General features: G+C 71.5%; 20 protein-coding genes. 16 read left to right on the top strand and 4 right to left on the bottom strand.

What is annotated here, in order from left to right; all coding sequences use genetic code 11:
- Positions 1–213 precede the first annotated feature (213 nt).
- From WYO_RS12755 to WYO_RS12740, 4 genes are all read left to right on the top strand, one after another.
- Positions 214–945: an MIP/aquaporin family protein gene (locus WYO_RS12755; protein ID WP_007562954.1), complete on the top strand. Its 732-nt coding sequence runs from the start codon at positions 214–216 to the stop codon at positions 943–945.
- Positions 946–1,085: 140 nt separating this feature from the next.
- Entirely contained in the window at positions 1,086–2,069 is a 984-nt protein-coding gene (gene lipA / locus WYO_RS12750; RefSeq protein ID WP_007562952.1) for a lipoyl synthase, read from the top strand.
- A 16-nt stretch (positions 2,070–2,085) separates the two neighbouring features.
- Positions 2,086–2,541 (top strand): type II toxin-antitoxin system RatA family toxin, encoded by a 456-nt coding sequence (locus WYO_RS12745; RefSeq protein ID WP_007562951.1) that lies wholly within the window; start codon positions 2,086–2,088, stop codon positions 2,539–2,541.
- Between the two features lie 441 nt (positions 2,542–2,982).
- Entirely contained in the window at positions 2,983–3,501 is a 519-nt protein-coding gene (locus WYO_RS12740) for a hypothetical protein (RefSeq protein WP_007562948.1), read from the top strand.
- 22 nt (positions 3,502–3,523) lie between these two features.
- On the opposite strand, the gene WYO_RS12735 is transcribed toward WYO_RS12740, so the two are convergent.
- Positions 3,524–4,741: an FAD-dependent oxidoreductase gene (locus tag WYO_RS12735; protein WP_007562946.1), complete on the bottom strand. Its 1,218-nt coding sequence runs from the start codon at positions 4,739–4,741 to the stop codon at positions 3,524–3,526.
- Positions 4,742–4,759: 18 nt separating this feature from the next.
- Positions 4,760–5,257 carry a CinA family protein gene (locus WYO_RS12730; protein ID WP_007562944.1) on the bottom strand — a complete coding sequence of 166 codons (498 nt, stop codon included), beginning with the start codon at positions 5,255–5,257 and terminating at the stop codon, positions 4,760–4,762.
- 100 nt (positions 5,258–5,357) lie between these two features.
- Between WYO_RS12730 and WYO_RS12725 the strand changes: the two genes are divergently transcribed.
- A complete protein-coding gene (locus WYO_RS12725) occupies positions 5,358–5,756 on the top strand; it encodes an MAPEG family protein (protein ID WP_007562942.1) in 399 nt (132 codons plus the stop codon).
- 346 nt (positions 5,757–6,102) lie between these two features.
- Here WYO_RS12725 and WYO_RS12720 read toward each other — a convergent pair whose 3' ends face one another.
- The gene (locus tag WYO_RS12720; RefSeq protein WP_007562940.1) at positions 6,103–7,434 is read right to left on the bottom strand and encodes a bifunctional 2-C-methyl-D-erythritol 4-phosphate cytidylyltransferase/2-C-methyl-D-erythritol 2,4-cyclodiphosphate synthase; all 1,332 of its coding nucleotides are present in this window, start codon (positions 7,432–7,434) and stop codon (positions 6,103–6,105) included.
- Positions 7,435–7,604: 170 nt separating this feature from the next.
- On the opposite strand from WYO_RS12720, the gene dusB reads away from it, so the two are divergent.
- The 3 genes from dusB to ntrC all read left to right on the top strand — a co-directional run bounded on the left by dusB (position 7,605) and on the right by ntrC (position 11,291).
- On the top strand, positions 7,605–8,627 hold the full coding sequence (dusB, locus tag WYO_RS12715) for a tRNA dihydrouridine synthase DusB (protein ID WP_007562937.1): 1,023 nt from the start codon (positions 7,605–7,607) through the stop codon (positions 8,625–8,627).
- Between the two features lie 71 nt (positions 8,628–8,698).
- On the top strand, positions 8,699–9,781 hold the full coding sequence (locus tag WYO_RS12710; protein ID WP_047170804.1) for an ATP-binding protein: 1,083 nt from the start codon (positions 8,699–8,701) through the stop codon (positions 9,779–9,781).
- Positions 9,782–9,830: 49 nt separating this feature from the next.
- Positions 9,831–11,291, top strand: a complete 1,461-nt coding sequence (gene ntrC / locus WYO_RS12705; RefSeq protein ID WP_007562933.1) for a nitrogen regulation protein NR(I) — start codon at positions 9,831–9,833, stop codon at positions 11,289–11,291.
- Between the two features lie 92 nt (positions 11,292–11,383).
- Here ntrC and WYO_RS12700 read toward each other — a convergent pair whose 3' ends face one another.
- Positions 11,384–11,686: a hypothetical protein gene (locus WYO_RS12700; protein WP_244424163.1), complete on the bottom strand. Its 303-nt coding sequence runs from the start codon at positions 11,684–11,686 to the stop codon at positions 11,384–11,386.
- 74 nt (positions 11,687–11,760) lie between these two features.
- On the opposite strand from WYO_RS12700, the gene WYO_RS31545 reads away from it, so the two are divergent.
- The 8 genes from WYO_RS31545 (at position 11,761) to rarD (ending at position 19,853) form a co-directional block, all read left to right on the top strand.
- Positions 11,761–11,934 (top strand): Rmf/CrpP family protein, encoded by a 174-nt coding sequence (locus WYO_RS31545; protein WP_007562928.1) that lies wholly within the window; start codon positions 11,761–11,763, stop codon positions 11,932–11,934.
- Positions 11,935–12,198: 264 nt separating this feature from the next.
- Positions 12,199–13,389 carry a cystathionine beta-lyase gene (gene metC / locus WYO_RS12695; protein WP_007562926.1) on the top strand — a complete coding sequence of 397 codons (1,191 nt, stop codon included), beginning with the start codon at positions 12,199–12,201 and terminating at the stop codon, positions 13,387–13,389.
- Positions 13,390–13,472: 83 nt separating this feature from the next.
- Complete coding sequence (locus tag WYO_RS12690; protein WP_007562924.1) at positions 13,473–15,194, top strand: hypothetical protein; 1,722 nt, start codon at positions 13,473–13,475, stop codon at positions 15,192–15,194.
- Entirely contained in the window at positions 15,191–15,946 is a 756-nt protein-coding gene (locus WYO_RS12685; protein WP_007562921.1) for a glycosyltransferase family 2 protein, read from the top strand. The genes WYO_RS12690 and WYO_RS12685 overlap by 4 nt, the downstream gene beginning before the upstream one ends.
- On the top strand, positions 15,940–16,275 hold the full coding sequence (locus tag WYO_RS12680) for a lipid-A-disaccharide synthase N-terminal domain-containing protein (protein WP_007562919.1): 336 nt from the start codon (positions 15,940–15,942) through the stop codon (positions 16,273–16,275). Before WYO_RS12685 ends, WYO_RS12680 begins: the two co-directional genes overlap by 7 nt.
- Positions 16,272–16,871: a pyridoxamine 5'-phosphate oxidase family protein gene (locus WYO_RS12675; protein WP_007562917.1), complete on the top strand. Its 600-nt coding sequence runs from the start codon at positions 16,272–16,274 to the stop codon at positions 16,869–16,871. Before WYO_RS12680 ends, WYO_RS12675 begins: the two co-directional genes overlap by 4 nt.
- A gap of 311 nt (positions 16,872–17,182) precedes the next feature.
- On the top strand, positions 17,183–18,817 hold the full coding sequence (locus WYO_RS12670; protein ID WP_244424161.1) for a HAMP domain-containing methyl-accepting chemotaxis protein: 1,635 nt from the start codon (positions 17,183–17,185) through the stop codon (positions 18,815–18,817).
- 136 nt (positions 18,818–18,953) lie between these two features.
- Positions 18,954–19,853: an EamA family transporter RarD gene (gene rarD, locus WYO_RS12665; RefSeq protein ID WP_007562912.1), complete on the top strand. Its 900-nt coding sequence runs from the start codon at positions 18,954–18,956 to the stop codon at positions 19,851–19,853.
- Positions 19,854–19,869 lie beyond the last annotated feature (16 nt).

Below are 19,869 nucleotides of genomic sequence, written 5' to 3'. Positions count from 1 at the left end.
GCGCCTTCGGGCCGGATCACGCCCACCCGCGACCTCATCCTGCGGCGCTGCGCAGCAGCCTCGAAGGATGGCTCCTTCGAGGCCTCCGCTCCGGCACCTCAGGATGCGGGAAGAGATCGGAAGGCCGACAGAGATCGACAACCATCTCAAAGACTTAGACGCTCGAACAAGCTGTAAAGCCTTACAATAAACAGCAAACGGGGGAGATAGACCATGACGTCGCCATTCCTGGGTGAATTCCTCGGCACGATGACGCTGATCGTGCTGGGAGACGGCGTCGTCGCCGGCGCCCTGCTCAAGCAGTCCAAGGGTGAGGGCGCCGGCTGGATCGCCATCACGGCCGGCTGGGCCTTCGGGGTTCTCGCCGGGATCTTCGTCGCCACCGCCACCGGCAGCCCGGACGCGCATCTCAACCCCGCTGTGACCGTGGCAGGCGCCGTCACCTCCGGGGATTTCTCGAAGCTCTGGGTCTACATCCCGGCCCAGATGCTCGGCGCCTTCGCGGGCGCGGCGATCGTCTGGCTGCACTACCTGCCGCACTGGGCGGCGACGCCCGAGCCGGATCTCAAGCTTGCCTGCTTCTGCACCGGGCCGGCGATCCGCGACGCCAAGGCCAACTGGACCTCGGAGATCATCGCCACCTTCTTCCTGATCCTGACCATCTCGGCGCTGGTGACCAACACGCTCGGCGCCACCGGGGCGATCCCGCGCGGGGTCGCGCCCTACATGGTCGGCATGCTGGTCTGGGGCATCGGCCTCTCGCTCGGCGGCACCACCGGCTACGCGATCAACCCCGCCCGCGACCTCGGGCCGCGCATCGCCCACGCGGTCCTGCCGATCGCTGGCAAGGGCTCGTCCGACTGGGGCTACGCGCTGATCCCGGTGGGCGGCCCGGTGATCGGGGCCGTGCTGGCGGGGCTGCTGGTGCGGGCGCTCGGGATCTGACGGAAACGCCGCATCCTCAACCGCCGCATGGCGTCCCGGCGTCGCGGCGGTTTGCGGTGCGGGGCCGGGCGCCTTAAGTCAGTCTTTCCTGACCGACCGCGCCTCCGGGCGCCTCCCCGCGGTGTGGCAGCCCCCGACCCATGGCCGTCGTCCTCGATATCCTGAAGAACGATCCGCGCTCGGCGCGCCTGCGCCATCCCGAGAAGGCGCACCGGCCGGACCAGCCCGTCCAGGCCAAGAAGCCGGACTGGATCCGGGTCAAGGCACCGGGCTCCAAGGCCTGGACCGAGACCCAGAAGATCGTCCGCGAGCACGGCCTCGTCACGGTCTGCGAGGAAGCCGGCTGCCCCAATATCGGCGAGTGCTGGGAGAAGCGGCACGCCACCTTCATGATCATGGGCGATACCTGCACGCGGGCCTGCGCCTTCTGCAACGTCCGCACCGGCCTGCCCGACGCCCTCGATCAGCACGAGCCGGAGAAGATCGGCGACTCGGTGGCCAAGCTCGGCCTGCACCACGTCGTGATCACCTCGGTGGACCGGGACGACCTGAAGGATGGCGGCGCGCAGCATTTCGCCCGGACCATCGCGGCGATCCGCAACGCGAGCCCCGGCACCACGGTGGAGATCCTGACCCCCGACTTCCTGCGCAAGGACGGGGCCCTCGAAGTCGTGGTCGCGGCCAAGCCCGACGTGTTCAACCACAACCTCGAGACGGTGCCGGCCAAGTACCTGACGGTGCGGCCCGGCGCCCGCTACTTCCACTCGGTGCGCCTGCTGCAGCGGGTGAAGGAGCTCGACCCGTCGATCTTCACCAAGTCCGGCATCATGGTCGGGCTCGGCGAGGAGCGGAACGAGGTGCTCCAGCTCATGGACGACCTGCGCTCGGCCGATGTCGACTTCCTGACCATCGGCCAGTACCTGCAGCCGTCGAAGAAGCACCACGAGGTCGTGCGCTTCATTCCGCCCGACGAGTTCAAGACCTACGAGACCACCGCCTACGCCAAGGGCTTCCTGCTGGTCTCGGCCACGCCCCTGACCCGCTCGTCGCACCATGCCGGCGAGGATTTCGCGCGGCTGCAGGCGGCCCGCCTCGCCAAGCTGTCGCCCGCGCTCTCGGCCTGAGAAAGTCCCGACACCGATGCCGTCTTTCCGGGTTACCCGTGCGGTGCGGCATTCGCCGCAGCAGATGTACGATCTCGTGGCCGATGTGGAGCGCTATCCCGAGTTCCTGCCGCTGTGCGAATCCCTGCGGGTGATCCGCCGCCAGGACATGCCGGAGGGCGGGCAGGTGCTGATCGCCGAGATGGGCGTCGGCTACAAGGCGATCCGCGAGCGCTTCACCACGCGGGTCAGCCTGGATCCGGACAACCGCAAGATCGTGGCCGAGTATATCGACGGCCCGTTCCGCCATCTGGAGAACCGATGGCTGTTCAAGGAGGCGCCGGATGGCGGCTGCACCGTCGACTTCTTCATCACCTACGAGTTCAAGAGCCGGACGCTGGGCCTCCTGATGGGCACGATGTTCGACCGCGCCTTCCGCAAGTTCACCGACGCCTTCGAGGGACGGGCGGACCGGATGTACGGCACCGCCTGAGGGGGCTTTCGGTCGAGCGCGTCCGTCATCGCGCGCGCAGCGAGCTGACTCAGGGCCGCGTGCGATCCCGGACCGTGGCGCTTCCCCGGTTTGCTCCGCTGCGCGCAAGGATGGGCCCGGCCCCGAAGGGATCCGGTCGCCTCGCCCGAGATGAGCCTCCGATCGCCTAGGTCGGGTGACCGAGTTGACAGCGTTGCGGCCTCACCGCCGGCGTTGCGCCAATATTGCACAGCTTGCGGCGCAGGCGCGGAACGACAGCATCTGCCCATGCACTGCCTTCAATCTCACTATATCGCCCGATAAAACCACGGCCGCCTGCAAGTCATACGCAGGACAGCGCCGTCGCGACACTCAGCTTTACAGCTTCCGGGGAGCGTGCCAGCAAAACGCATCGGGATCCAATTGATTCCGTGGTTTTACTGACACTTTCGGGAATTGATCATGACGTACAGGAAGGCGGTGCTCGCCATTCCTCTGACGACGGCTGCCCTGATCACGCTGACGGCCTGCAACAGCACCGGCACGGCTTCGGGGGCGGCCCCGGCGGCGGCCGGTGCCAGCGCCGCGCCGGTCGCCCTGGCCGAGGACCGCTTCAGCCCGTCCTTCATCCATGCCCATCTCAAGGTCAGGCGCACCACGGTCGATCAGGTGCTGGCGCTGTACGGCCCTCCGGCGAGCCGGGACAACGTCGCCTCCCCGTCGGGGGACCGCAGCGTCATGACCTATATCCGGCCCGAGGCGGTCAAGGGCGGGGTCGGCGAAACGCTGGGCGCCATCGCGTCCCTGACCCCGCTCGGGTCGTCGGCGGGCGAAGCCCTCTACCATGCCGGCGGCGCGGTCGACGGTGTCGAGAGCATCGCCGCCGCTTCCGCGGCCTCGTCCGCCAAGGCCCGGGGCGCCGGCAACAAGCTGGAGCTGGTCTTCGTGAACGGCCGCCTGGCCGACTGGCGCCTGCTGTAGCGCCGCGCCGCGGGGTGCGCGATCAGGCCCGGGCCGGAGCGGCGACATGCTCCGGCCGCACGCCCATCCCGATCATCCGGGCGGGCAGGGCCTGAAGGAACGGCAGCCGGTCGAGGATGCGCAGGGCCAGGGGCGCCCGGAACGGGGCGTCGGCCTTGAGCGCGGTGGCGATCACCCGGGCCTGGATCACCCGCTGCAGCATCTGGGTCGCCCGGACCGGGAACATCCGCCGGGCCTGGACGCGGGCGAGGTCGGCCTCGGTCACGTGCCCCGCCCGCAGGGGCTCGGCCAGGATGTTGGCCGCCGCCACCGCGTCCTGGATCGCCAGGTTGATGCCGACCCCGCCCACCGGCGACATGGCGTGGGCGGCATCGCCGATGCAGAGCAGGCCGGGACGGTGCCAGCGCGCCAGCCGATCGACGGTCACGGTGAGGAGCTTCACCGCATCCCAATCGGCGATGGATTCGGTGCGGTTGGCCAGGAACGGCGCGATCTCGGCCACCGTCGCCCGGAAGGCCGGCAGTCCCTTGGCGCGGAGCGCCGCGTCGCCGCCCTTCGGGACCACGTAGGCGCATTGCCAGGCGTCGCCCCGGTCCAGCGTGATCAGGATGCGCCCCGGCCCGAACTGCCCGGCCGCCGCCTCCGGGTCGCCGTCCCGGCGCGGCAGGCGGAACCACAGCACGTCGATCGGCGCCCCAAAGGCCCGGGGCACGAAGCCGGCGCGCGCGCGCATCCGCGAATGGCGGCCGTCGGCGCAGAGCACGAGGTCGGCCCGGATCTCCACCGGCCCGTCCGGCCCCTCGGCCCGCACGCCCACGACCCGGCCCTCGTCTTCGATGAGGTCGTGGGCCTCGGTCCTGCGGATCAATCGAAACCCCGGATAGCCGGACGCTTCACCGGCCAAAAAGTCCAAAAAATCCCATTGCGGCATGAAGGACAGGAAGCGGTTGCGGGTCGGCAGCCGGCTGAAATCCGCGACCCGGTAGCTTCGGCCATTCACGACGCCTGAGAAGGTCTCGACCCGCCGCTGGGGCAGGGCGCGGAAGCGCTCGGCGAGGCCCAGCTCGTCCATCAGGTCGAGGGTGGAGGGGTGGATCGTGTCGCCGCGGAAGTCGCGCAGGAAATCGGCGTGCTTCTCCAGCACCGTGACGGCGATCCCGGCCCGGGCGAAGAGCAGGCCGGCCATCATCCCGGCCGGGCCGCCGCCGACGATGCAGAGCTGGGTCTTCAGGCCGTCCATCGAGCCCTCCGCACCGGATCAGTCGACGAGCGCCCCTTCGAGCAGGCCGAGCGCGTCCGCGACCGCCGCGCGGCGGATCGCGCCGCGGCCGAGGTCGCCGTAGCGTCGTTCCAGGTGGCGGCGCCCGCCTTCGCGCAGGGCGAGCCCGAAATGGACCAGCCCGACCGGCTTCTCGGCGCTGCCGCCGCCGGGGCCGGCGATGCCGGTGATCGCCACCGCGACCGTGGCGCGCGAGGCGGCCAGCGCCCCGCAGGCCATCGCCCGGCCGACCTCCTCGCTGACGGCGCCGTGCCGGCGGATCAGGTCCATCGGCACCCCGATCGCCTCCGCCTTGGCCTCGTTCGAGTAGGTGACGTAGCCGCGCTCCACCACCGCCGAGGAGCCCGGCACAGCGGTGAGCAGCCCCGCCACCAGCCCGCCGGTGCAGGATTCGGCCGTGACGATCGTGCGTCCGGCCTCGGCATAGGCGGCGACCAGCGCCGCGGCGCGGTCGAGAAGCTCCGTGTCGTCGATCATGCGCGAGGCTCGCCCTGGGCCGGAGCGCCCTATCTCGTGTTGTGACCCAAGCCCGGCCCCGGCTCAAGGACCGGCGGCCCCCACCGGAGACCCCGACCCGATGATCTTCCCCGCGACCACGGCCGTCTACGCCGCGCTGCTCGCCCTCGTGTATCTCGGCCTATCCGGCTGGGTGATGGGTTCTCGCGTCTCTGGCAACGTCCTGTTCGGCGACGGCGGCGACGAATCCATGCTCAAGCGGGTCCGCTCGCACGCCAACTTTTCCGAATACGTGCCGCTGGCGCTGATCCTGGTCGGCCTCCTGGAAGCCGGCGGCGGCAGCCACGGCCTGGTCCAGGGGCTGCTGATCGCCCTGCTGGTCGGCCGCATCCTCCACCCGATCGGCATGTTCGCCGCGCCCAACTCCCCCCGCCAATTCGCCTGCCGGGGCGGCGGCATCCTGCTGACGCTGGCCGTGCTCGCCATCGCGGCGATCGCGCTGCTGCTGCGGACGGCGTGATCCGTTTTTGGATGGGGGCGGCCGTCATCGACCGGTGCGTTCGTGGCCTCCGACAGGGGTGCCCAGGCCATGATGGGCGCCCATCCAACCAATCCCCTCATCTGAGGTGCCGTCGCGAAGCGGAGGCCTCGAAGGAGGCCTCCAGCCGGCCGCGCGCTCCCTGGAGAGGGCCTTCGAGGCTCGCTGCGCTCGCATCTCAGGATGAGGGCAGGGGTGGGATAGACCCGATGTCGTGCGTCAGCCCGCGCAGCTGGCTGACCGATCGCCTTTTCTGATCACGCCGTCGCGGCTGGGTCGGCGATCGTCGCCCCCCCTCCCGAGAACGGGAAGAAGGCGCAGGGGCCCCTCACCCCTGCCGCATCGCGGTCTCGGCCTCCGCGTCGAGGGCGGGGCCGGCCTCTTCAGGGAGGCGGATCGTGGCGGCGGCCTGGGCGGCGAGGCCTTCGGCGCGGCCGACGAAGCCGAGCTTTTCCGTGGTCGTCGCCTTGATCGACACGGCGGTCAGCGGCACGCCGGCGATCTCGGCGATGCGCGCCCGGATAGCCTCCCGGTGCTGGCCGATCCGCGGCGCCTCGGCGAGCACGGTGATGTCGAGATGGTCGATCCGGCCGCCCCGGGCCCGGACCAGCCCGCAGGCATGGGCCAGGAACTGGTCGGAGGAGGCGCCGCGCCAGCGCTCGTCGGAGGGCGGGAAGTGGGTGCCGATATCGCCGTCCGCGATGGCGCCGAGCAGCGCGTCGGTGAGGGCGTGCAGCGCCACGTCGCCGTCGGAATGGGCGAGCACGCCGCGATCGGCCGGGATCTTGATGCCGCCGAGCCAGACATGGTCGCCGGTGGTGAAGGCGTGGACGTCGAAGCCGGTGCCGAGGCGGGTGACGTAGGCGGTCATGGCGCGGGCTCCGGGCGCTGGCATTTCGGATGGGTCGGACGCGAAGGCCCGGTCCGCCTCGATCAGGTCGGCGGGCTGGGTGATCTTGCGGTTGGCGATGTCGCCGACGAACACCACCACGGGCAAGCCCGCCCATTCGGCGAGCGCCCCGTCATCGGTGAAGCCGTCGAGGCCTTGCGCGGCCGCGTCGCGATGGGCGCCGAGCAGTGGCGCGAAGGCGAAGGCCTGGGGGGTCTGGACCGCGCGCAGATGCTCCCGGGGCGGGGTCTCGTGCACCCGGCCGATGCCGGGGGCGATCTCGGCGACGCGCTTGACCGTGTCGGTGACCGGCACGCCCGGCACCGCGGCGCCATGGTCGCGCCCGGCCGCGATCGCCCGGGCGATCAGGGCGGCGTCGACATAGGGGCGGGCGGCATCGTGCACGAGCACGATCTCCGGCGCGTCGCCGGATGCCAGGGCCTCGAGGCCGGCGCGCACCGAGAGCTGGCGCGTCGCCCCGCCCTCGACCGGCGCGCCGATCTTTTCGCGAAACTCAGGCGCGAGCTCGTCCAGGCAGCTGAGAAAGAACGCGGCCGCGTCGGCGGCGATCACCGGCTGGATCCGGTCGATCGCGTCCTGGGCGGCCAGCGCCGCGAGCGTGCGGGTCAGGACCGCCTGGCCGCCGACCCGGCGATACTGCTTGGGGGTGCCCCCGCCGATGCGGATGCCGCGGCCGGCCGCGACCACCACGGCGGCGACGCCGGACCCCGTATCCACGGGTCCGGTGGCAGGCGTGCCGGTGGCGGGCATGGGCGGCGAACTCGTCGAAACCGGGAAGCGGACGGCAGCGGGCGCGCGGGCCAGCCGTGCTGCCGGACCTCTGCCGGTGAGGATGAGCGTCGTTTAAGCGGGGGAGGGCGCGAAATCAACGCGCGGCCCCCGCTTGCCAGCGGACCGCACTTGCCTCATTGTTGTGCAGAATGGCGACTGATCATTATTTAAGCGCGCTGCGCGATGGACGACCGGCCGGCGGGGGCGATTCTCCCGCCCCGCTCTGCCTGCTCGCGCCCCTGTCCGGCGTCACGGACCTGCACATGCGCCGGATCGCCCGGCGCTGCGGCGCCGACGCGGTTGTGTCCGAGATGGTGGCGGCGCGCGAATTCACCCGCGGCGCCGGCGAGGCGACCCTGCGGGCGGAGGGTTCCGGGGTCGACTTGCACGTGGTCCAGCTCGCCGGCTGCGAGGCCGAGCCGATGGCCGAGGCCGCGCGGCTCGCCGAGGCCGGCGGCGCCGACGTGATCGACGTCAACATGGGCTGCCCGGCCAAGATCGTCACCGGGATCGCCTCGGGCTCGGCCCTGATGCGCGACCTCGACCATGCCGAGCAACTGCTCGCGGCCGTGCGCGGGGCGGTGTCGGTGCCGGTCACCGTCAAGATGCGGCTCGGCTGGGACGACGCCACCCGCAACGCCGTCGATCTCGCCACCCGGGCCGAGCGGCTCGGGCTCAACGCCGTCACCGTCCACGGGCGGACCCGGCAGCAATTCTACAAGGGCGTGGCCGATTGGGCCGCGATCCGCCCCGTGGTCGAGGCGGTGTCGATCCCGGTGATCGCCAACGGCGACGTCGTCGATCTCGCCAGCGCCCGGGCGTGCCTGGCCGCCTCCGGCGCCGCCGGGGTGATGATCGGGCGCGCCGCCACCGGCCGGCCCTGGCTGGTCGGGCAGGTGGCCGCGGCGCTCGCCGGCCGTCCCGCGCAGCCGCCGTCGCGGGCCGAGCAGGCCGCCATGGCGGCCGCGCACTATGCCGGGCTGCTCGCGCTCTACGGCCGCCACATGGGCGTGCGCCACGCCCGCAAGCATCTGGCCGCCTATGCCGAGACCGGCGGCGCGCTGGAGCCGGCCGAGCGCACCGCGCTCCTCACCACCACCGATCCGGAGGTGGCGCTGACGCTGTTGGCCCGCGCCTTCGGGCAGGCCGATCTGGTCCGGGAGGCCGCGTGAGCGACGACGGCTTTCCGCAGGATCCCCGTCCCGAGGCGTCGGGCGGCCGGCGCGACCCGGCCGGAGAGGCCGTGCTCAACGCCCTGCCGCTGCCGGTCCTGACCATCGGCGGCGACGAGCGGATCCTCCATTGCAACCACGCCGCGGAGGCGTTCTTCGACTATTCCGCGCGCCTGATGCAGCGCCGCCGCCTGCGCGACATCATCCCGTTCGCCTCGCCGATCATCGCGCTCGTGGCCGAGGTCCGGCGGCGGCGGGCCAGCGTCAGCGAGTACCGGGTCGAGCTGACCCAGCCCCGCCTCGGGCTGGAGCGCAGCGTCGACGTCTTCGCCACGCCCCTGGCCGACGACGACGACGCCGTTGTGATGATGCTCCAGGAGCGCACCATCGCGGACAAGATGAACCGCCAGCTCACCCATCGCGGCGCCGCGCGCTCGATGGTGGCGCTCGGCGCGATGCTGGCCCACGAGATCAAGAATCCGCTCGCCGGCATCCGCGGCGCCGCGCAGCTCCTCGAGAGCACCGGCGCCGAGGAGGACCGGATGCTCACCCGGCTGATCTGCGACGAATCCGACCGGATCGTGCGGATCGTCGAGCGGATGGAGCTGTTCGGCGACGAGCGCCCGGCCGATCGCGGCGCCGTCAACGTCCACGGGGTGCTCGACCAGGTGAAGCGCTCGGCGCAGTCGGGGTTCGCGCGCCATATCCGGTTCGTCGAGACCTACGATCCGTCGCTGCCGCCGGTGCTCGGCAGCCGCGACCAGTTGATCCAGGTGATCCTGAACCTCGTGAAGAACGCCGCCGAGGCGATCGGCCCGGATGCGGTCGAGGGCGAGATCACCCTGTCCACCGCCTTCCGCACCGGCCTGCGCCTGCAGGTTCCGGGCTCGCGCGAGCGGGTCAGCCTGCCGATCGAGGTCGCGATCCGCGACAACGGGCCGGGCATCTCCGCCGACCTGCTGCCCGACCTGTTCGACCCGTTCGTGACCACCAAGGCGCAGGGATCCGGCCTCGGACTTGCATTGGTCGCCAAGATCGTCGGCGACCACGGAGGCATCGTCGAGTGCGATCCCGCCCCCCGCCGTACGACGTTCCGCATCCTCCTGCCGATGTCCAGCGCCCGCGACGGGCGCGAATCGGCGGTCGATCCGTGATGTCGCCTTGTGTTTCGGCCGCCCGGCCGGAGGTCTGAGTAAGAGAATCATGCCGAACGGCCACATCATCGTCGCCGACGACGACGCCGCCATCCGCACGGTGCTGAACCAGGCACTGTCCCGGGCGGGCTACGAAGTCCGCTCGACGGGCAATTGCGCCACCCTCTGGCGCTGGGTCGCGCAGGGCGAGGGCGACCTGGTCATCACCGACGTGGTGATGCCCGACGAGAACGTGTTCGACCTGCTGCCGCGCATCAAGCGCGTGCGGCCGGAGCTGCCGATCATCGTCATGAGCGCGCAGAACACCTTCATGACCGCGATCCGCGCCTCCGAGCGGGGCGCCTACGAGTACCTGCCCAAGCCCTTCGACCTGAAGGAGCTGATCGCCATCGTCGGCCGCGCGCTGTCCCGCCCGCGTGGCACCGCGCCGACCGGCGCGCCGCCGGAGAACGAGGACATCCCGCTGGTCGGGCGCTCGCCGGCCATGCAGGAGATCTACCGGGCGCTCGCCCGGCTGATGCCCACCGACCTCACCGTGATGATCACCGGCGAGTCCGGCACCGGCAAGGAGCTGGTCGCCCGGGCGCTGCACGATTACGGCCGTCGCCGCACCGGCCCGTTCGTGCCGGTCAACATGGCCGCGATCCCGCGCGACCTGATCGAGTCCGAGCTGTTCGGCCACGAGAAGGGCGCCTTCACCGGCGCGCTCCAGCGCTCGGCCGGCCGGTTCGAGCAGGCCGAGGGCGGCACGCTGTTCCTCGACGAGATCGGCGACATGCCGATGGAGGCCCAGACCCGGCTGCTGCGCGTGCTCCAGCAGGGCGAGTACACCACGGTCGGCGGCCGCGTGCCGATCAAGACCAACGTGCGGATCATCGCGGCGACCAACAAGGACCTGCGGATCTCGATCCAGCAGGGCATCTTCCGCGAAGATCTGTTCTTCCGGCTGAACGTGGTGCCGCTGCGGCTGCCGGCCCTGCGCGAGCGGTCCGAGGACGTGCCGGACCTGATCCGCCACTTCTTCGTGCTGGTCGAGCGCGAGGGCCTGACCCGCAAGACGCTGGACGGCGACGCCATGGAACGGCTCAAGCGCTATCGCTGGCCGGGCAACGTCCGCGAGCTGGAGAACCTGGTCCGGCGGCTCGCCGCGCTCTATCCGCAGGAGACGATCACCGGCCCGGTGATCGAGGCCGAGCTCGACACCCTGCCGCTCGCCGCCCCGGCCTCGGCCAATGGCAGCGCCCGCAAGGCCACCGGCGAATCCGAGACCCTGTCGAGCGCGGTGGAGCGGCACCTGTCGGATTACTTCTCGGGCTACCGGGACACGCTGCCGCCGCCCGGGCTCTATCACCGGATCCTGCGCGAGATCGAAGGCCCGCTGATCGGCGCGGCGCTCGCCGCCACGCGGGGCAACCAGATCCGCGCCGCCGAGCTGCTGGGCGTCAACCGCAACACCCTGCGCAAGAAGGTCCGGGACCTCGACCTGCAGGTGTTCCGCACCGCCCGGTAACGGGTTGCCAAAGGGCGAGCCCTTTGGCGGGGTTCGGGGCGGAGCCCCGAGACGCCTGGAGCCCCTATCCACGGCGGCGGCAAGCGCTCCGGTCAGCGCCGGGGCAGGATCGGGTCGCCGCGCATCAGGGCGTTGAGCCGCTCGGTGTCGAAGCCGTTGGGGATGCTGGGCACGACCGGCTTGGGCGCCGGCGCAGCCTTCACCGGGGCGGGAAGCGACCCGGTCGCCGAGGGTTCGGCCTGGGCAGCCCGCACCGTCGCGGGCGGCGCCAGATGGGCGAGCCGGTCGGCACTGACGAGGGCGACGATCGCCGTCGAGACCAGGACGAGGATGCCGCCGAAGAGAGAACGCAGGATACGCACGCAGACGACCCGGAACGCGACTTGAGACGGCAACAGATTACCCGCCGGCCCGTTAACGAAGCCCACCCCAAATTTGCGGGCCGGGTGCCAGTCTTCGGGAGGCGATATTGACGAACGTCCAGGCGACCGCGAGCGACAGCCCGTTCATCCAGGGCCGCAACGCCCGCCTCTACGGTAAGCCCGTGAGCGAATGCCCCTATGCGGAGGGTTCCGAAGAGCACGCCGCCTGGATGCAAGCTTACGAGGAGGCCGTGGTCTCCGATCCGCCCGAGACGCCGTGAGCGGAAGCCCATCGACACCGTGCATCCCCCGCGTCATCCCGGGGCCGCGTAGCGGAGCCCGGGATCCAGAGACGCTAACAGCCCAAGACCTTGCGCCGTCTGCGGTGCTGGATTCCGGGCTCGCCTGCCGCGCCCCGGAATGACCAAGCGGGTATGACAGCCCACCGTCGCCATCAAGAAAACCCCTCCATCGCGCCTCAGGCTTGACCTCGCCCGGGCCCGCGGGCTTCGTGCGTCGCAGCGCAACACGATCGTCGAGCCCCAATGTCCCTGACGCCCAAGCCCGAATCGAAGCAGACATTCGGGGCGGCGACGCGCCTCGTCCATGCCGGCCGGGATCCGGGCGCGCAGCACGGCTTCGTCAACACGCCGATCTATCGCGGCTCGACCGTGCTCTATCCGACCTACGACGCGATCAAGAACCGGCGCGGGCGCTACAATTACGGCACCTCGGCGACGCCGACGATGGACTCGCTCACCGACGCCTGGACGGAACTCGCCGGCGCCGCCGGCACCGTGGTGACCCCCTCGGGGCTGTCGGCGCTGACCATCGCGCTGATGGCCGCGGTCTCGGCCGGCGACCATCTGCTGGTGACGGATTCGGCCTACCGCCCGACCCGGCAGTTTTGCGACGGCGTCCTGGCCCGGTTCGGCGTCGCGGTCACCTATTACGACCCGACCGTGGGGGCCGGCATCGCCGAGCTGATGCGCCCCAACACCAAGGCGGTGCTGGTCGAGGCGCCCGGCTCGCAGAGCTTCGAGATGCAGGACGTGCCGGCGATCGCCGAGGTCGCCCATGCAAGGGGCGCCTGCGTGATCATGGACAACACCTGGGCGACGCCGCTGCTGTTCCCGCCCCACGAACGTGGAGTCGATATCGCGGTCGAGGCCGGCACCAAGTATCTGAGCGGCGGCTCGGACCTGCTGATCGGCCTCACCTCCGCCAACGCGGCCTATTTCCCGGCGGTGCGGCGCACCTTCGACCATTTCGCGCCCTGCGCCGGGGCCGAGGACATCTTCCTGGCGCTCCGGGGCATGCGCACGATGGCGTTGCGCCTGCGCGAGCACGGCCGCGCCGGGCTGGAGATGGCCCGGTGGTTCCAGGCGCGGCCGGAGGTGCTGCGGGTGCTGCATCCCGGCCTGCCGGAGGATCCCGGCCACGCCATCTGGAAGCGCGACTTCGCCGGCGCCTCCGGGCTGTTCGGGGTGATCCTCAAGCCGGTGCCCGAGTCGGCGGTGGCCGCGATGCTGGACGGGCTGGAGCTGTTCGGGATGGGCTTCTCCTGGGGCGGCTTCGAGAGCCTGGTGATCCCGTTCGACTGCGCCGGCTACCGGACCGCGACCCAATGGGCCCCGGGCGGCCCGGCCCTGCGCTTCCATATCGGGCTGGAGGACATCGCCGACCTCCAGGCCGATCTCGACGCCGGCTTCGCGCGGCTGCGGGCGGCATCCTGACGGCGCCCGCGTCGTCGCGCGCGATGACGGCGGGGTGACGGAGCATTTGACCTTCCCGTCCGATCCTGATTGACCGGCCGGGCATGAGCACGAGCCTCTCCGCCGACGGCGTCCCGCGCCTCGCTTCTGTCGATCGGATCGGCCGCGGCCTCGACGCGCTGAGCCTCACCCATGCCCGGGCCGCGGCCGCCCTGCTGGCGCTCTGCCTGCTGCTGTTCCTGCCCGGCCAGATCTCCCTCCAGCCGATGGACCGGGACGAGCCGCGCTTCGCCCAGGCCTCCAAGCAGATGCTGGAGAGCGGCGACCTCGTCGATATCCGCTTCCAGGGGGAGGCCCGGCACAAGAAGCCGGTCGGGATCTACTGGGCGCAGGCCGCCGCGGTGGCGGCCGGGGATGCGCTGGGCGTCCCCGATGCGCGCCGGCAGATCGCCCTGTACCGGATCCCGTCGCTGATCGGCGCCACGGCCTCGGTGCTGCTCGCCTACTGGGCCGCCCTGGCGTTCCTGCCGCGCCGGCTCGCCCTGCTGGCCGCCGCCCTGTACGGCGCCGGCCTGATGCTCACCGCCGAGGCGCATCTCGCCAAGACCGACGCCCTGCTCGCCGCCTGCGCCACCGCCAGCCTCGGGGCGCTCGCACGGGTCTGGCTGGCGTCCCGGGCCGGGGGAACCGTGGGCCGTGCCGTGTTCCCGGCCTTCTGGCTCGGGATGGCGCTCGGCATCCTCATCAAGGGGCCGATGGTGCCACTGTTCGTGGTGCTGCCGGCCCTGAGCCTGTCAATGGCGGCGCGCTCGGGCCGCTGGCTGCTCGCCCTGAGGCCCGCGGCCGGCCTCGCCCTCACGCTGCTGCTGGTGGCGCCGTGGTTCGCGGCGATCGCCTGGAAGAGCGGCGGCGCCTTCTACGCGGAGGCGGTGGGTCACGACATGCTGGCCAAGGTTGGCGGCGGCGCCGAGCGGCACTGGGCTCCCCCCGGGGCCTACGCGCTCGCCTTCTTCGCGACCTTCTGGCCGGGGGCGGCCTTCGCGGCGATGAGCCTCCCGCTCGCCTGGCGCACCCGGCGCGAGCCCGCCGTCGCCTTCCTGATCGCCGCCGTGCTGCCGGCCTGGCTGATCTTCGAGGCGGTGCCGACCAAGCTGCCCCATTACGTCCTGCCGCTGATGCCGTGGCTCGCCATCCTCACCGCCCTGGCCCTGTCCCGCGGGGCGCTCGACCCGCGGCTGCGCGGGGCGCGGGCGACCGCCCTGCTGCTGCCGGCGATCCCCATCGGGCTGACGCTCGGCCTGTGCCTCGCGGGCTGGCGCCTCGACAGCCACACGCTCCCCTGGGCGGCGCTGCCGCTGCTCGCCGCCGCCTGCGCGGTGGCGGTCCTGGCCTGGATGGCCTTCGCGGGCGGCAGGCCCGAGCGCGCCCTCGTGCTCGGGATCCTCGCGTCCTGCCTGCTCGGGCCGGCGGTGCTGGGCGTGGCGCAGCGGTCCCTGCCGGCCCTGAAGGTCTCGCCGCGTCTCGCCGCCCTGCGCGACCGGATGGCCTGCCCGAACCCGCAGGTCGCGAGCCTCGGCTACCGGGAGCCGAGCCTGGTCTTCCTCACCGGCACCGATCTCGCCCTGCCGCCGGACGGGGCCGCGGCCAAGCAGTTCCTGGAGGCGGGCGGCTGCCGGCTGCTGTTCGTCGAGGCCCGGGACCGGGACGACTTCAACGCCGCCTGGCCGGTGGCGCGGGGTGCGCCGGCGCCGCTCGCCGAGGTCGAGGGCTTCAACCTCAACACCGGCCGGCGGGTCTTCGTGACCGCCTACGCGGTGGCCCCGTGACCGGCGCCCCGAACCTCAGCGTCGTCGTGCCCGTGAAGAACGAGGCCGGCAATATCGCCCCCCTGGTGGCCGAGATCGAGGCGGCCTGCATGGCCCTCGGCTTCGAGCTGATCTACGTCGATGACGGCTCCACCGACGGCACGCCGGACAGCCTGGCGGCGGCGCGCGCCGGCCGGCCCTGGATGCGGGTGGTGCGGCACGCGCGCAGCGGCGGCCAGTCGGCGGCGGTGCGCAGCGGCGTCCTGGCGGCCCGGGCGCCGGTCGTCGCGACGCTGGACGGCGACGGCCAGAACGACCCGGCCTTCATCCCGGCCCTGCTCGCCGCCCTGAAGGCGGGGGGCGAACGGGCCGGCCTCGCCCAGGGGCAGCGGCGCGGCCGCAAGGACGGGCGCTTCAAGATGCTGCAATCGCGCATCGCCAACGGCGTGCGCGGGCGCATCCTGAAGGACGCCACCCGGGACACCGGCTGCGGCCTGAAGGTGTTCCGCCGCGCCGTCTATCTCCGGCTGCCCTATTTCGACGCCCTGCACCGGTTCATGCCGGCCCTGGTCGTGCGCGAAGGCTTTACCGTGGTCCACCACGACGTGATCGACCGGCCCCGGCTCACCGGCGTCTCGAATTACGGCCTGTTCGACCGGCTCTGGGTCGGGCTCCTCGACCTCGCCGGGGTCTGGTGGCTGATCCGGCGCAAGCGGGCCGACCCGCAGCCGCACGAACTCCCCGCGCCGGCAGACCAGGACGCCCGATGCTGATCCAGCTGGCCCACGACCTGCCGGACTATTTCTACGACGTGTTCGTCACCCGTCTCGATTTCTGGGTGGTGTTCGGTATCGTCGCCCAGATGGTGTTCGGCTCGCGCTTCATCCTGCAATGGATCGCCAGCGAGCGCGCCGGCCGGAGCGTGATGCCGCTCTCGTTCTGGTTCCTGTCGATCCTGGGCGGGCTGATGACCCTGGTCTACGGGTTCGTCCGCCGGGAGCCGGTGATCATCATCGGCCAGGGCCTGTCCACCGGCATCTACCTCCGCAACCTCGCGCTGATCTTCCGCGAGCGCCGGCGACGCCAGCGGGATCCCGCATGACCCGCGCCCCCCTGCCGGATTTCTACGACGATCTCGACGCGACCTTCGCCGAACTGTGGCGGCTTCTGGCGGAGGGCGCCGCGCAGGGCCGCAGCGGCTTCCACCTGCCGGCGCTGGCAACCCTCGGGCCCGACGGCCCGCGGCTGCGCACGGTGGTGCTGCGCGAAGCCGACGCCGAATCCGGCACCCTCCGGTTCCATTGCGACCGCCGCTCCGACAAGGCCGCCGAGATCCTGGCGAACCCGGCCTGCGCGCTCGCCGCCTACGACGAGGCCAGCAAGATCCAGATCCGGATCGAGGGCCGCGCCACGCTCCACACGGACGACGCCGTCGCCGAGGCCGCCTGGGCCGGCTCCCGGGCGATGAGCCGGGTCTGCTACGGCGCCGACCCCGCGCCCGGGACGGCTCTGCCCGCGGGCGGTGCCTACACGCTGCCGGACGAGGATGCGGCGGCGTCCCTCGGACGCCCCCATTTCGCGGCCGTCAGGGTGCGGGCCGCGCGCCTCGACTTCCTCTATCTCGACCGCCGCGGCCATCGCCGGGCGGCCTGGACGCGGGGGCAGGGCGACTGGACCGGCGGCTGGATCGCGCCCTGATCGGAGACGGTGAGCGGACCCCACCAGATTACGACTCCTACAATCAGCATTAAAATAATGTTTCTGCTTCAATTACGCGCCATGCAAGGCGGCGAAATAAATGCTCGAGATGAAGTTTTATTGATAAAGATCGAAACCGGTCCTTCGGCAATCCTGCCGCCGGCTTGATCGTTCGATAATATTACTTGCCGCCGGCAGCAGAAATCAACATAGGTCACTTTGGCTCGAAGGGTATCGTGCCGAGTGGGGCCGTCATGCAACTGATGTCGAAGTTAAGTATTCCGTCGAAGCTTTTCGCAGTTATTGCTCTCATGAGCGCAATTTTCTTCGGATGTGCCTGGTACACGTCGCAGAAGATTGTCGCGATCGACGCGTCATACTCACTTTTGCTTGACAAGGAATCGAAGGCGGTCGTCAAGGTCGCGCGCCTGAACCGCGTCGTGGCGCAGCTCGGCTACGCCGCCCTGCGCACCGCATCCGAAGCCGGCACCGCGGACGGAAGCCGCGTCGCCCGCAGCCTCGACACCCTGGCCGCCGAGGCTGCGAAGTTGATCGATGGCGCTCGCCGGGAAGCGCCCGCGTTCCGGGACCGCATCGAGCAGATCGCCGGGCATTTCGACGCCTATAACCGGGCCCTCCGCGATCTGCGCGACCTGGCCGACAAGGGCAAGGCCGACGAGGCCCTGTCGCTGGCGCGCCGGATCGCGGACGGCGTCCAGTCGGAGACGACCGAGTCCGCCCGCACGCTCGTGGACGACATGGATGTCTCGCTGCAGAAGCGGTCCGACGAGCTGACCGCCGACACCGCCGGGACGCGCACCGTGCTGTTGACCATCTCGCTCCTCGGCATCGCCCTGGGCATGATCGGTGGCATGCTGGTCGTGGTCTACGGCGTCACGCGCCCGATCACCCGGCTGACCGCCGTGCTGCGGCGCATGGCGAACGGGGAGATCGATGCCGAGATCCCCGAGGCCCGGCGCGGCGACGAGATCGGCCTGATCGGCCGCGCGGTGGAAGGCATCAAGGCGCTGGTCGCCCAGAAGGCCGCCGAGCAGGCCGAGATCCGCCGCGTCGCCGACGAGGCCGCCGCGGAGGCGCGCCGCAAGGCCATGCTGGAACTGGCCGACGGCTTCCAGGGCACGGTCGGCCGGATCATCGGCCTGGTCTCGTCCGCGGCCACCGAGCTGCAGGCGACCGCCCAGTCGATGACCGCCACCGCGACCCAGACCGCCAGCCAATCCACCACCGTGGCGGCCGCGGCCGAGGAGGCCGCCTCGAACGTGAACACGGTGGCGAGCGCGGCCGAGGAGCTCGGCTCGTCGGTCCAGGAGATCGGCCGGCAGGTCGACGGCTCGGCCAAGCTCGCCCAGGGCGCCGTGGCCGAAGCCGACCAGACCGCGACCCTGGTCCAGGAGTTGAGCGGTGCCGCCGCCAAGGTCGGCGACGTGGTCCGGCTGATCACCGACATCGCCGCCCAGACCAACCTGCTGGCGCTGAACGCCACCATCGAGGCGGCCCGGGCCGGAGAGGCCGGTCGCGGCTTCGCCGTGGTCGCGTCCGAGGTCAAGGAACTCGCCAACCAGACCGCCCGGGCGACCGAGGATGTGGCCGGCCAGATCGGCCAGATCCAGAAATCCACCGGCGCGGCCGTGGCTGTGATCGCGGGCATCACCGCGCGCATCAAGGAGATCGAGTCGGTGGCGACCTCGATCGCGGCCGCGGTCGAGGAGCAGGGGGCGGCCACGCAGGAGATCGTGCGCAATGTCGGGCAGGCGGCGCAGGGCACCGGCGAGGTGACCAGCAACATCGCCGGCGTGGCCTCGGCGGCGGCGGAAACCGGCCGGGCGGCGGACCAGGTTCTGGGCGCCGCCTCGGAGCTGTCGCGCCAGTCCGAACACCTCAGCGGCGAGGTCGACCGGTTCCTGTCGACGATCCGGGCCGCCTGAGCCAGACGCGGGCCGCGCAGCGGCCGGGGAGGGCAGACTTGCGCCGTCCCCCCTGTCGCGCGCGGCCGGTCGGGCGTAAAGCCCCGGGGCCGTCCGCCCGCTCGGGTCGCATGGCGGGTCGACCGGGAAGACTGACGTGGGCCTCGTCTACGCGCTCGCCGCCTATCTGAGCTGGGGCCTCCTGGTCCCGGTGCATTTCCGGATGCTCGGGGCCTTCAGCCCGAACCACATCCTGGCCGAGCGGATCGTCTGGTCGAGCCTGTTCGCGGGGGCGCTGGCCCTGGCGCTCGCCGCGCGCAAGCGGCTCCATCTGCCGTTGCCCCTGCGCCCGCGCCACGCCCTGCTGGCGGTCTCGGCCGTGATGATCGGGATCAACTGGCTGCTGTACCTCTACGCGATCGACCGCGGGCACCTGCTCGACGCGAGCCTCGGCTATTACATCAACCCGCTGGTCAGCGTTGCCTTCGGGCGCATCGTGCTCGGCGAGCGGCTGCGGCCCCTGCAGGCGGTGGCGGTGGGGATCGCGGCCGCGGGCGTCGCCGTGGCGGTGGTCTGGGCCGGCGAATTGCCGATCCTGTCGCTCTCCCTGGCGGTGAGCTTCGCCCTCTACGGGCTGGTCCGAAAGATCGTCGGGGTCGATGCCCTGGTCGGGTTCCTGACCGAGACGCTGCTGCTCCTGCCGGCGGCGGTCGCGTGGCTGATCCTCTCGCCCGAGCCGTTCCTGCCGGCCGAGCCGAAGAACCTCGCGCTGCTGATGCTCACCGGGCTCACCACGGCGCTGCCGCTGATCTGGTTCGCCGCCGCGGCGGTGCGCCTGCGGCTGACGACCCTCGGCCTGCTGCAATACGTCGCCCCGACCTGCCTGCTGTGCCTCAGCGTCCTGGCCTACGGCGAGCATGTGGAGCCGCCCCGGGCGGCGATGTTCGCCCTGATCTGGGTGGCGCTCGCCCTCTACAGCGTCGACGCCCTCCGCGGCCGGCGCCCCGCCGATCCCGTGCCCGAGATCCGGTCGGATCCCGATCCGATGCGTGTATAAGGCATTCCATGCGCCC

This window comes from Methylobacterium sp. GXF4 (genome assembly GCF_000272495.1).
Taxonomy (GTDB): domain Bacteria; phylum Pseudomonadota; class Alphaproteobacteria; order Rhizobiales; family Beijerinckiaceae; genus Methylobacterium; species Methylobacterium brachiatum.
Note: the sequence above shows the minus strand (reverse complement) of the source record. Positions and strands in the feature narration are given on the sequence as shown.

Excerpts from the sequence above, each read along its gene's own strand:
- WYO_RS12680 (WP_007562919.1), top strand. The coding sequence starts at position 15,940 with ATGCTGATCCAGCTGGCCCACGACCTGCCGGACTATTTCTACGACGTG.
- WYO_RS12720 (WP_007562940.1), bottom strand. The coding sequence starts at position 7,434 with ATGCCCGCCACCGGCACGCCTGCCACCGGACCCGTGGATACGGGGTCC.
- WYO_RS12675 (WP_007562917.1), top strand. The coding sequence starts at position 16,272 with ATGACCCGCGCCCCCCTGCCGGATTTCTACGACGATCTCGACGCGACC.
- dusB (WP_007562937.1), top strand. The coding sequence starts at position 7,605 with ATGGCGACTGATCATTATTTAAGCGCGCTGCGCGATGGACGACCGGCC.
- WYO_RS12725 (WP_007562942.1), top strand. The coding sequence starts at position 5,358 with ATGATCTTCCCCGCGACCACGGCCGTCTACGCCGCGCTGCTCGCCCTC.
- WYO_RS12755 (WP_007562954.1), top strand. The coding sequence starts at position 214 with ATGACGTCGCCATTCCTGGGTGAATTCCTCGGCACGATGACGCTGATC.
- lipA (WP_007562952.1), top strand. The coding sequence starts at position 1,086 with ATGGCCGTCGTCCTCGATATCCTGAAGAACGATCCGCGCTCGGCGCGC.
- WYO_RS12690 (WP_007562924.1), top strand. The coding sequence starts at position 13,473 with ATGAGCACGAGCCTCTCCGCCGACGGCGTCCCGCGCCTCGCTTCTGTC.
- WYO_RS12670 (WP_244424161.1), top strand. The coding sequence starts at position 17,183 with ATGAGCGCAATTTTCTTCGGATGTGCCTGGTACACGTCGCAGAAGATT.
- WYO_RS12745 (WP_007562951.1), top strand. The coding sequence starts at position 2,086 with ATGCCGTCTTTCCGGGTTACCCGTGCGGTGCGGCATTCGCCGCAGCAG.
- WYO_RS12740 (WP_007562948.1), top strand. The coding sequence starts at position 2,983 with ATGACGTACAGGAAGGCGGTGCTCGCCATTCCTCTGACGACGGCTGCC.
- WYO_RS12735 (WP_007562946.1), bottom strand. The coding sequence starts at position 4,741 with ATGGACGGCCTGAAGACCCAGCTCTGCATCGTCGGCGGCGGCCCGGCC.
- ntrC (WP_007562933.1), top strand. The coding sequence starts at position 9,831 with ATGCCGAACGGCCACATCATCGTCGCCGACGACGACGCCGCCATCCGC.
- metC (WP_007562926.1), top strand. The coding sequence starts at position 12,199 with ATGTCCCTGACGCCCAAGCCCGAATCGAAGCAGACATTCGGGGCGGCG.
- WYO_RS12730 (WP_007562944.1), bottom strand. The coding sequence starts at position 5,257 with ATGATCGACGACACGGAGCTTCTCGACCGCGCCGCGGCGCTGGTCGCC.